Genomic DNA, 12,472 nt, shown 5'->3' on the forward strand with positions numbered 1-12,472 from the left:
CAATAAACCTGAAGGTTTCTCAGACGAAAGGTGACCGTGTCCGTGATGCCCCCCGCCGATAAGCTGAAGCGAATTTATTTTCAGGAAGCACGGGATGGCAAGCCTTTATTTGTTACGGAAAACGAATCCCTGCCTATGACACTGTTTGCGGAAGCTGAGGATGGAAGCGGATACAACATCTCCAATCCGGGCCTTGGAACGGAGTATGCGGTGGGGAGTGCGGATCTGGCGATGGTGACGCAGGAAAATTTCCAGGGAAAGGAGCAGGAGATGCTCCACGGGAAAAAGCCGGGAAGAACGACGCTGCGGGCTTCTTTATGGAGATTTGGAAACCGAGGTGGAACTGCGGGTTCTCCGAGATCCCGTGTACGCGGACATGCCCGACAATCTGCCTCCGCCCCCGCCTCAGCCGGATCGCCCCGTGGCCGTCAGCCCGCCGGACGGGACCGTCGTGGAATAGGGGAAAGGGTAAATTAGAAATCAGGAGGAAACGCGAGTGTTTTCTGAGAGAAAGAGGATTTTCGTCATCGGGTCTCCCGAATCAGGGCCAGCATCTCCTCGGAGCTGAGGCTTGCGGGAACGCCTGATTCGTCCAGCAGGCTTTCCGCCAGGTCCCGCTTCCAGGCGTGCAGATCCACAATTTTTTCCTCTATCGTGTTCTTCGCGACGATGCGGTATACCGTCACCGGACGATCCTGACCAATGCGGTGGGCGCGGTCGGAGGCCTGCTCCTCCACGGCGGGATTCCACCAGGGATCCATGTGAACGACGTAGTCCGCCACGGTCAGGTTCAGCCCCGTTCCCCCCGCCTTCAGGCTGATCAGGAAACAGTCTCCCTCCCCTGACTGAAAGGCTCGGACGCGCCGGCTCCGCTCCTGAGGCGGGGTGCTTCCGTCCAGATATTGATAGCCGACCTTCTCCTCGTCCAGATATTTCCTGAGAATCGTCAGATGGTCCACAAACTGGCTGAACACCAGAGCCTTGTGGCCGTTTTCCCTCAGATCCGTCAGAATTTCACCGAAGGCCTCCAGTTTCGCGGAGGGGAACTCTCCTTCCGGCATGACCAGAGAGGCGTTGCAGCAGGCGCGGCGCAGTCGCATCAGCTCGGCAAAAATCTGAAAACGCTGGTCCGCGGCGGCCATCGTATTCAACCCCTCCACGGCGCTCCGGCGCAGAGCTTCGTAGAGATTTCTTTCCTCATCCTTCATGTCCACTCGAAGGGTGATCTCCGTTTTGGGCGGAAGCTCCTCCAGCACCTGCTCCTTGCTGCGGCGCAGAATGAAAGGCTGGATCACCTTTTTCAGGCGGCGGCGGGCTTCGGGGTCGTTGTCCCGCTCAATGGGCGCGGCGAAGCGGCGGTTGAAACTGTCCAGCGACCCCAGAAAATGCGGATTGAGAAAGCGGAAGAGGTTCCAGAGTTCCGCCAGATGGTTTTCGATGGGAGTGCCCGTGGTGATCACCCGGAAGTCCCCATGCAGCTTCATCGCCGCCATGGACCGCTTCGTTCCCATGTTCTTGATGGCCTGGGCTTCGTCCAAAACGATGGTGTGCCAGTGGACGTCCGAAATCCGGTCGATCTCGTTCTGAAGCAGGCCGTAGGTCGTCACGATGACGTCCAGGGGCGCCAGGTCGCTCAGGGTCTGCTCCCGGTCTCCGTTGCGCAGCTCCTTCATGACGAGGGCCGGAGCGAAACGGCGCGCTTCGTCCAGCCAGTTGGAACAAACCGACGTGGGGGCCACCACCAGGGCCGGCCCTCCGCTTCCCCTGGCCAGCAGAAGGGCAAGGGTCTGGATGGTCTTGCCCAGCCCCATGTCGTCGGCCAGACAGGCTCCGGCCTTCCAGGAGGCCAGCCGTGACATCCACTGATAGCCCTCCATCTGGTAGTTCCGCAGCTCCCCGCGGAAGGTGGAGGGCAAGGCGGGATTCAGGGCGGCGGCTTCGTCGATGAGTCGAAGCTGACGCTCCCAGTCGGCGTTGCTCCGGAAGGCTCCCACCTCGTCCATCAGAGGCGCGACAAGGCCCACCGAAAGGGGCGACACCCGAAGCTCCTCTCCCCGCTGATCTCCCAGGGCGGCCAGAGCCTCGATTTTCCGCCGAAACTCCTTCGTAAGGGCGAGAAACTGCCCGCCCCCAAGGGGGAGAAAGCGCCCGCAGCCGGCCCGAAGCAGCTGAATCATGTCTTTCATGTTCAGCACTGTCTGCTCGTCCACGCGAACCTCGCCGGAAAGCGCGAACCAGTCCTGCACGCTGCGCACCGAAACGTTCATGGCGGACATGGACACCTGGGACCGGACCTGCATGGTCTGCCCCTTCGGCCACTCCACCACAACCGAATCCCCCATCTCCCGCAGCTGCATCAGAAACTCCAGAGACATTTCGGGAGTGGAAAGATTCCACCGCTCGTCGGAGACCTGTTCGGCATCCATGAGGATGGGACAGCTCCGCAGGGTCAGCATCAGCGCGTCTTTTTCCGCCTCCAGAATGCGGCGGGCCTGAATGCGGCGGGAATCGACCCTTCCGAATATGCTGCTGCCCCCCACTCCGGGGCGGCAGGGAACGCCGCTGGGCCCCAGAGGGCGCACGATCATCTCCACGTCGAGGCCGTCGCCGGAGGGCTGAATCTGAACGCAGATGCGCGAATCGGCCTCCACCTGCTCCGCGTTTACCCCGATGCCTTCGATGTCGGCGTGGATCGTCACGATGGAGACCAGGCTTTCCAGCGTTTTCAGCAGCGATTCCCGCGCCCGCTCCGGCACGATCAGCCCGTTCTCCCCCAGAATTTCCGCCATGCGGACGTGGCGCTCGTCGAAACGGGTGACGCGCAGACAGTTGTGCCCGTCCTCCTGAATAACTCGCTGGGGAGCGTTTTTTCCCTTCGGAAAGGGCGTCAGTTCCAGAAGATATTTTCCGTTCTCGTAAATCGCCAGAAGCCGGGGTTCGTCCGACGCCACCTCCACGTGGCCGCCGTCGTCCCCGCGGAAGAGATGTGGATGCCCCGCCAGCGCCTCCAGAGCCTGAGGAGCGTCGATATAATAATTCGCGCCGAAGTAACCGCGCTCTTCCCTGATCGCGGACGCCGCCCGACGATCCTGCTCCGTCATGCCGGGAATCTGCTCCATTTTGCGGTACAGGCGCTTCAGGGAGACGTTTTTCCCCTTGCTCCAGCCCGAGTTTTGCAGGGTCTGCTCCAGAGGCGTCAGAGAAATATGGTACGGAACGCCCTTCAGAGAGGACCAGGAAATTTCCCAGGCGAAGCGTTTGGCTCCCCTGAGGGTTGCGGCCTCTCCCCGGACGCCGATGCCGGACAGCTCGGTGAGGGACCGTTCCCACTCCCTCTGGGAGGACATCAGGTCCTTCAGAGGATGAGCCGGCACGCGAACATGGCTGTAATTTTTCTCATCCTCCGGCCACAGCTCCCGTATCAGCACGGCCAGCTCCTCCGCCAGAAACCGCAGGCCCAGGGCTTCAATCTCCCTGAAGGTCTCCTGCGTCAGCGTCCTGCACTCCAGGCGGGTCCGGTCCAAATCCATCCAGAAGGCGCAGAGGACGAAAAAGAAAACGTACAGCGCCCGCTCCGGTCGATTGCGTAAAAGTCGCATGGACTCGAAAAGTCCGGATTTTTTCGAGTCGGGGTCGATGAGGGTCCGCAAAAAGATAAAAGGCGTGAAGGTCGTGACGCTGATGCCAAAGTCCCGCGCCGTGTTCAGATAGTCCTTCGCCTTTTTCGTGGAAGCGCCATCTCTCACAAGAAGAAGCGGATAAAAAAAGCTCGTCCAGGAGTAGAAGGCCGCCCGGCGTTTTTTCGCGGCCCTGCGCAGGGCCTTCAGCCCCTTTTCGTAAAAGGCCAGAGCCTCGTCCCGGTCGCCGCGGGTCAGGGCCTCCAGCGCGGCCATGCTGAAGGCGTCCGGAAGAGCGGCGTTTTTTGCCGCCTGTACCGCTTCCTCCATGTTTCCAAAGAGGATCGTCCAGTCCGCCCAGATGGCCGTCATGGCGAACTCGTCGGGATTTTTCTCCCGATACGCGCCGAAGATCTCCCACATTTTTCTGAAACAGGAAGGGTCGTCCAGGAGCTTCCAGGGCAGGGACTCGAAGGCCCCTTTTCCCATCCGCGGCGGCAGAGAAAGGAAAATCTCCCTGTCCGGCGGATTGGCCAGAATCTCCAGGTACGGATCCACGTCTTTGAGGGTCCGCCCGTGGCGGTCCTCCTGCTCGTAAACCGACGCGGCAAGGACATTTTCGTACGTTCTCAGATCGCACCGGTACAGGGCGTTCCGCATGGCCCGCAGATAATGGGTCGGGGACTCGAAGCAGAAGGTGGTCCGTTCCTCCCGAATGTCGAGGGCGCCTCTCACGATCCTGTCGATGTGGACAAAATCGCCTCTCGCCAGAGCCTCCCTGGCGGCCACCTCCACAATCAGCCGATTGCACGCCCAGTCCCCGTCGGCGGTTTTTTCCATGAGTTTCAGCCGCTTCCACCGCTCCACCATTCCCTGGAGGTCTTTCAGGGAGCGTTCGGACCATCCCGTTGCGGCTCCGGGGACCTCCGCGTCCACCTTTTGCAGAATCCGCAGAAAATCCGCGGTGGACACCGAAATGTAAATGACGGATAAAACCCGAAGCGCGGCCTGTTGTTCGTCAGGCAGGGCGTGACAGGTCTCGATAAGTTTTTTTCTCTGCTTTTCGTCGAACGGCAAAATTCTTTCCTCGACAGGATCAAAAATTAAATTTTTTAAAATTATATTTTATTAAATACAGATGGTCAATAAATCCTGGGAGAGGAAAGCCAAACAGCGATATAATAACGAGGGTCAGGAGTATTTGGGAAAACTCAGGGAGGATTCAATGAAAAATTACTTTCTGATGTTTCTGTCCGGCCTTGCGGCGCTTTTTCTGTGCGCGGGGGCCGAAGCGGGTTATGAAGAGGGGCTGGAGGCCCGTAAAAAAGGGGACTACGCCGAGGCTCTGCATCAGTGGCTGGTGGCGTCGGATGATCCCCGCTGCATGACGGCCATCGGAGTCATGTACGATTACGGCGAGGGGCTGCCCAGAGACGTGGACAAGGCGGCCGGCTGGTACAAAAAGGCGGCGGACAGGGGAGAATATCGGGCCATTGCGCAGCTGGCCAGCTTTTCCCTGAACGGGGCGGGCAACATCGACCCCGATCCGACGGAATGGCGCAAAAAACTGGAAGCGATCGAGGGCAGAGATGATTACGCCGACAGCATCCTGGCGTACTTCTACATGGACGGTTACGGAGGGGCGAAAAATCTGGAGAAGGCGTCCGCCCTTCTGACCGCTCTGGTGCAAAAAGGTTACACCCAGCTGGATGCGGTGGCGCAGCAGGCGGCCAAACGCCTGGCCGACCAGAAAGCCGGCGTTGTGGAAGTGGACGCTCTCACCGCCGAAATGGCCCGGGGAGCGGCCTCCTTCGACCTGAAATACCGGGACCGGCGCATCGTGCTGAGCGGATGGGTCGTTTCCGTGGATCGCCTGAGCAACAGAGGCTACGTGGTGAAATTCGGGACCTCCACAGTGCCTTCATCCAGCCCGAAGGACAATATTCTGGCCATTTTTTACGACCCCTCCCGCACGGAGGGCGTGGCTTCGCTGAAACCCGGCATGTTCGTCAAACTGGACGGCGTTTACGTGGGACAGCATCCTTTCCCCCTGGACGACTGCGCGTTTACCCTCTTCGGGTGCTCGCTTCTCGACGTCGCTCCCGGAGACATACGACCCTGACGGGGCACGGACGGACAGCTCGAGTGTCACGCCTGCCCTCGGCGCGCAAGACAGCGTTTCTGATTCTGATCGCCTTCCTGTATCTCTATCTGCGCGGGATAGGAGATCACGGTCTTCTGGACCCTCTCGAAGGCGTCAACTCCTCCGTGGCGCTGAACATGGTGGCGCGTCAAAGTTTTTTTGCCCCTCTGGCCGGAGATCTGCCCTGGGGAGGGAAATCCCTGGGATTCTGGTGGCTGGAGTCGCTGATGCTGGTCGTCTTCGGATGGTCCGAGTTTGCCGTGCGCTTCCTGCCCGCGTTGGCGGCGGTGGGAACGGCCCTCTCGACCTGGTTCCTTTCCCGAAGGATGAAAGACGAGTCCGCGGCCAACTTCTCCGCCGTCATCGCGGGAACGAGCTGTCTGGCCTACAGCGTATCCCAGCTCGCTTCCCCCCACGCTCTTTACGTCTGTCTGCTCTCCGCCGCCCTGACGGGGCTGGTTTACGCTTTTCGGGACAGCCGTTTTTTCCTGATATTTCACGTCTCCGCCGCTCTGGCCTTTCTGGCTTACGGGCCGGCGGGAATCGTTCTGCCCTGGCTGTCTCTTCTGCTGTACGCCCTTTTGACCGGACAGGAGCGTTTCCTTCTGAAGGCCGCCCTCCACCGGACGGGACTGGCTGCGACCTGCCTGCTGACGGGAGGCTATCTGCTTCTGCTTCGCTCTTACAATCCCGGCCTGCTGGCCGCGATGCGCTTCAACCCCTCCCCCGCCTTCAACACCTTCGTTCCGGCGCTGCTCCTGTTCATAACCGGCTTCTGCCCCTGGACGGGATTTTGCCTGGAAACCCTCTCCACTACTCTGCCCCGACTTTTCTCCGCCCTGAGGGAGGGTGAGGTTCTCCCCAGCCGGAGGGAGGACGTTCTTCTGTCGATTTGGTCCATCGTCTTTTTGTGTTTCGGCCTGTTTTCGGGCGACGGATTGCTGGTGTTCGCCGCTTTTCCCGCCACAGCCGCCCTTTGCGGCGTTCATTTTTCGGAAGCACTGGAAAATCGCAGGCTCCTGCCTTTTCAGAGGGCCGTTCTGTTCGAGCTGCTGTACCTCAGCGCCTTTCTGCTTGCCGGCCTCATCCGGGCGGTCCACTCCGGAACCGCAGGGCTGAAGGGGACGGCCCCCTCTGTCGTTCCGTGGTTTTGCTTCTGCCTCGCGTTTCTTTTCTTTGGCTGGTACGATACCCTCAGACGCAGGCCCTTCAAGGCGCTCCTGCACCTCTGCACGATCTCGCTGCTGAGTCTGCTTCCTCTGGCCGGAGCCTTCGACCTGCTGGCGCAGGAGGTTTCGGTTCGGGATGCCGGGCGCTTTCTGAAAAGCAACCTGGAGCGGGAGGACGTCGTGCTGCAGTACGCGATCAATCGTCCGTCCCTGTTTTTTTACACCGCGCGGGACTCTCTCCTGTTGAACACCCTCCCCATCGACGGAATCGAGGATCAGAAAATCCTGCAAATATCCGATCTGAACCGCATCTGGGGCGATTCGGGACGGGTTTTCATGCTGATCAAAAAAAGCAGACAGGACCTGACGTCTCTGCCCAAAAACGTCTATAATCTTTTTGAAAGCCGGTCCGTCGCGGATAAGCTGGTGATTCTGAGCAACTACAGAGAGAAGCCGGGCAGTTCGGCCCTCCCTCTCCCCCTCCCCGACAGCGCGGGCGGCACAAGATGACGGGTATAAATTGAGAAGTATACGCGAAAGCCAAAATATGGGACAATACCCTCGTATAACTCACAAAAAATTCACCGAAATGGAGAGGTGACGCGCCATGCCTGTTCGTGAAATTGCGGAATCAGTCGCCAGAAGCGCCATTAAGTCCGTTCTGCCGGAGAGCGCGGTGAAGGAGGCGCTCACCGCGGAACCCGTCAAAGGAACCGTCGTTCTCATCGCCATCGGCAAGGCCGCGTGGCGCATGGCCAGCGCCGCTCATGAGCTCCTGGGGTCACAGATCACGCGGGGCTGCGTCATTACCAAGGACGGGCACTCCATGGGCCCTATCGGAGGGCTTGAGATTTTCGAGGCGGCCCATCCCCTTCTGGAGCAGCGCAACCTGGACGCGACCCGACGGGCGCTGTCTCTGCTCAACGGCCTGTCGGAGCGGGACACCGTCCTGTTTCTGGTGTCAGGAGGGGGGTCCGCGCTCTTCGAACTTCCCCAGGAGGGCATCTCTCTTTCCGACATCGCGGATATGACCTCTCAACTGCTGGCCTGCGGCGCGGACATTGTGGAAATCAACACCCTGCGCAAGCGGATTTCCTCCGTCAAGGGAGGCCGTTTTGCCATGGCCTGCCAGCCCGCCCGGGTCCGCTGCGTGATTCTCTCGGACGTGCTGGGGGATCGGCTCGACAGCATCGCCTCCGGCCCCGCCTGCCCCGACTTCAGCACCCGCGACGACGCCCTGGAAATCGTGCGCCGCTACAGGCTGAACCTGCCCCAAAACATCCTCGACAAATTGCAGATTGAGACCCCCAAGCAGATCGACAACGTCACGACCCAGATCACCGGAAGCGTCTCCGTGCTGTGCGACGTGGCCTGCAAAATTCTGAAGGACAGGGGTTTCGAGACGACGCTTCTGACCACGACGCTGGACTGTGAGGCCTCGGCGGCTGGGGCGTTTTTCGCGGCTCTCGCCCGGGAGGCCGTCCGCTCCAGGGGGACGCGAAAGCACCCGCGGGCCTTCATCGGCGGAGGAGAGTCCGTCGTTCACCTGAAGGGTCACGGAAAAGGCGGCCGCTGTCAGGAAATGGCCCTTGCCGCGGCGCTGGGCATACGGGATCTGGAGGGAGTCACCTTTGTGGCCGCGGGCTCGGACGGAACGGACGGCCCCACGGATGCCGCCGGAGGCATCGTCGACGGGCAAACCGTTCGGCGTCTGAAGGAAAAGGGGCTGAAGCCCCAGGAGATGCTGGACGACAACGACGCCTGGCACGCGCTCTCCGCCTCGGGCGATCTGCTGATTACCGGCCCGACGGGAACCAACGTCAACGATCTGATCGTCCTGCTGGTCGAATAAAATTTTCAGGAGAAAACACAAATGAACGAAACAATACTGCACAAAATTGCGGAACTGGGACAAAGCGTCTGGCTCGATACCATAAATCGGGAACTTCTGATGGAGGGAGGGCTGGCAGACTGGGTCTCCAGAGGAATACGGGGCGTTACGACGAACCCCGCGATTTTCGAACAGGCCATAGCGGCGACGACGGACTACGACGGGGACGTCCGCTCCCTCGCGCAGGAGGGACAGTCCACCGCCAACATTTACGAAACGCTCACCCTGCGGGAAGTACGGGCCGCGGCGGACATTCTGCGCACCGTTTACGACCGGACCGGCAGACGGGACGGCTACGTCAGCCTGGAGGTCAACCCCATGCTGGCTTCCGACCCAAAATCCACCGTATCCGAGGCAAAGCGCCTTTTCAAAGCCCTTGAGCGCCCCAACGTCATGATCAAAATTCCGGCGACCTCCGAGGGGGTCGAAGCCATTGAGGAGTGCATCGCCTGCGGCGTCAACGTCAACGCGACGCTGATTTTTTCCGGCGCGCAGTACGCCGCCGTCGCCGAGGCCTTCCTTAAAGGTCTCGAAAAGCTGGCGCAAAAGGGAGAACCTCTCACGCCCGCGTCCGTGGCGTCCGTCTTCGTCAGCCGCATCGACGCCGTCGTCGACGCCCTGCTCGCGAAATCTCCAGGAGAGGACGAACAGGCCCTGAAAGGCCATATCGCCGTGGACAACACGCGCCTGATCTATCAGAAATACAAAACGGTCTTCAACCCCGAAAACCCCCGCTGGAAGAAACTGGCGGACGCCGGCGCCCGCTCCCAGAGGCCCCTGTGGGCCAGCACGGGAACCAAAAATCCCGCGTATTCCGACGTCCTCTACGTGGAGACCCTCGTGGGCCCCGACACCGTCAACACCATTCCTCCAAAAACCCTCGCGGCCCTTATGGAGCACGGAAAAGCCCTTTGCCTGCTGGAAGACGACCTGACAGGCGCAACGACCCGCCTCCAGCGGCTCCACGCGCTGAACATCGACCTCGACGCCGTCTGCCTGAAACTTTTGCAGGACGGAGTGGCCGCCTTCAACGCTTCCTTCGATACGCTGATGAAAAGCATCGAAGCCAAAGCGAAAAAACAATGACCCCGACACCCACAGACTTTTTTTGAGGTTAATTGGAGGTCAACTGGGAAAAAGTGAAATTTAATTTTATTCATTGACAAGAAGGCAACCTTAGTTTATCATTCCACCATTCAGGAGGGCTCGCTGCTTGCTGGCAGGGGCCCTTCGATTCTCGTTTTGCCGGCGCGCCGGTGAAAAATCGAGATATACATGCAAAACAGGGGGAATTTTTGATGGGTGTTGTCAAATGTCCCGTGTGCGACGGGGATGTAAACGTGGCGACCGACGTGATGGAGGGGGAACTGCTGACCTGCGCCGACTGCGGAATCGAGCTGGAGGTAACGTCTCTGAGCCCGTTGGCGGTGGAGGAAGCGCCGGAGGTTCAGGAAGACTGGGGCGAATAGGAACGGCAGATGCTGCATATCTTCTATTCGCGCCTGCGCATGGAGGAAAAGGCCCTTTTTCGGGCATGTGAGGCCCGCGCCCTGAAGGTGGACTTCCGCGACGCGGGCGGACTTTCCTGGCCCGACGACTTCGCTGCCGCGGCGGCGGGAGATGTGGCGCTCTGCCGGTGCGTCTCCCAGACGCAGAACATCGCTCTGACGCAGCTGCTGGAGAGCCGCGGGGTTCGGGTCATCAATCCGTCGGAAACCCTGCTGCTCTGCGGGGACAAAATCTCGACGGCGGCCCTGCTGGACAGGGTCGGAATCCCTCAGCCCGCCTGGCGGGTGGCGCTTTCCTCCGAGTCCGCGGTGAAGGCCGCGGAAACTCTGGGTTATCCGGTGGTGTTCAAGCCCGCCTCCGGAAGCTGGGGACGGCTTCTGGCGAAGGTATCCGACCGGGAGGCCTGCGAGGCCGTCGTCGAGCACAAGGACCACATGGGTCCGGCCCACTCCGTGTTCTTCATCCAGCAATACGTCGAAAAGAATGGATTTGACCTGCGCGCCGTAATGATCGGGGGAAAAACGGCGACGCTGATGAAACGGTCCAGCGACCACTGGATCACCAACACCGCAAGAGGCGCCACACCGGAGCCTTTTGCCCTGGAACCGGAACTGGAAGACCTTTTGAACCGCACGGCAAAGGCCATTGGCGGGGACTTTCTGGCCGTCGACGTTTTTGGGACAGAGTCGGGCTGGGTGATCAACGAGGTCAACGGACAGCCGGAGTTTCACGGGTCCGTCGCCGCTACGGGCATCGACGTGGCCGGCCTGATGATCGATTACGCGGTCGGGCTTCTCTGAAAACACAAAAACGCCTGAATTTAACGAAGGCTGAAAATAAAGAAGGAGGAATGTCCCGTGTTCAAAGCCGCCGTATGGGGAAGCAACGGAATGGCGGGAGGAGAGTTGCTGCGCATTCTGGCAGGACATCCGGACATGGAAGTTATCGCGGCGGTTTCGCGCAGCCGGGCAACGCAGCAGGTGTGGACCATTCACCCGCATCTGAGACCCGACTATCCGGAACTGGCCTTTATCGCGCCTGAGGAGGCCCTGAAACTGGAGACGGACGTCGCCTTTCTGGCGCTGCCCCACGGGGCGTCCTGGAAAACCATTCTGGATTACCGCGGCAGGGGCGTGAAGGTGGCCGACCTTTCCGCCGACGTGCGCCTGAAAGACCCGGCGGCCTACAAGGAATGGTACGGAAAGGAGCATCCCGCTCCCCAACTGATGAATGAAGCCGTGTACGGCCTCCCCGAACTCCATCGCGAGGAGCTGAAAACCGCCTCTCTGTCCAGCGGCGTGGGGTGCAACGCGACCTGCGCGATTCTGGGGCTGGCCCCTCTGGCGAAGGCCGGGCTCGTCGCGGACGTCCGCATGGAACTCCGCGTCGGCTCATCCGAGGCCGGCTCCACCCCCTCTCAGGGAGGGCACCACCCCTACCGCGACCGCACCCTGCGCGTCTACGAGCCCTTTCGTCACCGACACCTGGCGGAGGTCGTTCAGGAGTGCGGGCTTGATTCGTCGTCCATTACGATGACGATGACCGCCGCCCCCATCGTCCGGGGCGTACAGATGCTGGCCCAGGTCCGGCTCTCCCAAAAAGTGAAGGAACCGGATATCTGGAAGGCCTACCGCCCCGCAACATCCGGACAGCCTTTCTGGTCTCTCGCCCCGGCGCGTCCCCCCCACCTGAGACTTCCCGATCCCCGTTTCGTTCTGGGCAGCAACCGCGCCCTTACGGGTTTTGTCCTGCACGAGGACGGAGAGCGGCTTCTGGTCGTTTCCGCCATCGACAACCTGATGAAAGGCGCCGCGGGAACGGCCGTTCAGTGCGCCAATCTGATGCTTGGGCTGGAGGAAACCGCGGGCCTGACCATGCGCCCGGTTTACCCCGCCTGAATAACATTGCCTGAATAACATTAACACAGGGCGGCCTGCAGGCCGCCCTCTCGTCTTTCTTTTAATGTTCTTTACGTTCTTTTAATGTCGTTTCTTTCCCGTCAGGGCCGGAATCAGCGCCAGCGTCAGCGCCATCAGGGCCGGCAAAATGCCCGCGTTGCACCCGCCGTGATGCTTTTTGCCCGTGTCGTCGTCGTCGATAATCACGTTCCTGTTGCCCGTGACGATCCAGGACCAGGTCACCG

General features: G+C 60.4%; 8 protein-coding genes. 7 read left to right on the forward strand and 1 reads right to left on the reverse strand.

Going from position 1 to position 12,472, the window contains the following annotated elements; translation table 11 throughout:
* Positions 1-524: 524 nt before the first annotated feature.
* Positions 525-4,694, reverse strand: coding sequence for a DEAD/DEAH box helicase (locus LBR61_01100; protein ID MDR1730668.1), 4,170 nt, complete (start codon positions 4,692-4,694; stop codon positions 525-527).
* A gap of 148 nt (positions 4,695-4,842) precedes the next feature.
* Here LBR61_01100 and LBR61_01105 point away from each other — a divergent pair, with 148 nt between their 5' ends.
* From LBR61_01105 to argC, 7 genes are all read left to right on the forward strand, one after another.
* Positions 4,843-5,739, forward strand: coding sequence for a hypothetical protein (locus LBR61_01105; GenBank protein ID MDR1730669.1), 897 nt, complete (start codon positions 4,843-4,845; stop codon positions 5,737-5,739).
* A 23-nt stretch (positions 5,740-5,762) separates the two neighbouring features.
* Positions 5,763-7,439, forward strand: coding sequence for a glycosyltransferase family 39 protein (locus LBR61_01110; protein MDR1730670.1), 1,677 nt, complete (start codon positions 5,763-5,765; stop codon positions 7,437-7,439).
* A gap of 97 nt (positions 7,440-7,536) precedes the next feature.
* Positions 7,537-8,781, forward strand: a complete 1,245-nt coding sequence (locus tag LBR61_01115; protein MDR1730671.1) for a glycerate kinase — start codon at positions 7,537-7,539, stop codon at positions 8,779-8,781.
* A gap of 21 nt (positions 8,782-8,802) precedes the next feature.
* On the forward strand, positions 8,803-9,906 hold the full coding sequence (gene tal, locus LBR61_01120) for a transaldolase (protein ID MDR1730672.1): 1,104 nt from the start codon (positions 8,803-8,805) through the stop codon (positions 9,904-9,906).
* Positions 9,907-10,118: 212 nt separating this feature from the next.
* Positions 10,119-10,289, forward strand: a complete 171-nt coding sequence (lysW, locus tag LBR61_01125; GenBank protein ID MDR1730673.1) for a lysine biosynthesis protein LysW — start codon at positions 10,119-10,121, stop codon at positions 10,287-10,289.
* 9 nt (positions 10,290-10,298) lie between these two features.
* On the forward strand, positions 10,299-11,129 hold the full coding sequence (gene lysX, locus LBR61_01130) for a lysine biosynthesis protein LysX (GenBank protein ID MDR1730674.1): 831 nt from the start codon (positions 10,299-10,301) through the stop codon (positions 11,127-11,129).
* Positions 11,130-11,186: 57 nt separating this feature from the next.
* Positions 11,187-12,227 (forward strand): N-acetyl-gamma-glutamyl-phosphate reductase, encoded by a 1,041-nt coding sequence (gene argC / locus LBR61_01135; GenBank protein MDR1730675.1) that lies wholly within the window; start codon positions 11,187-11,189, stop codon positions 12,225-12,227.
* The last annotated feature ends 245 nt before the right edge of the window (positions 12,228-12,472 follow it).

This window comes from Synergistaceae bacterium (genome assembly GCA_031272035.1).
Classification (GTDB): domain Bacteria; phylum Synergistota; class Synergistia; order Synergistales; family Aminobacteriaceae; genus JAISSA01.

Bases quoted from the DNA above. Each gene is read 5' to 3' on its own strand.
- LBR61_01105 (MDR1730669.1), top strand. From the start codon at position 4,843: ATGAAAAATTACTTTCTGATGTTTCTGTCCGGCCTTGCGGCGCTTTTT.
- LBR61_01115 (MDR1730671.1), top strand. From the start codon at position 7,537: ATGCCTGTTCGTGAAATTGCGGAATCAGTCGCCAGAAGCGCCATTAAG.
- tal (MDR1730672.1), top strand. From the start codon at position 8,803: ATGAACGAAACAATACTGCACAAAATTGCGGAACTGGGACAAAGCGTC.
- lysW (MDR1730673.1), top strand. From the start codon at position 10,119: ATGGGTGTTGTCAAATGTCCCGTGTGCGACGGGGATGTAAACGTGGCG.
- lysX (MDR1730674.1), top strand. From the start codon at position 10,299: ATGCTGCATATCTTCTATTCGCGCCTGCGCATGGAGGAAAAGGCCCTT.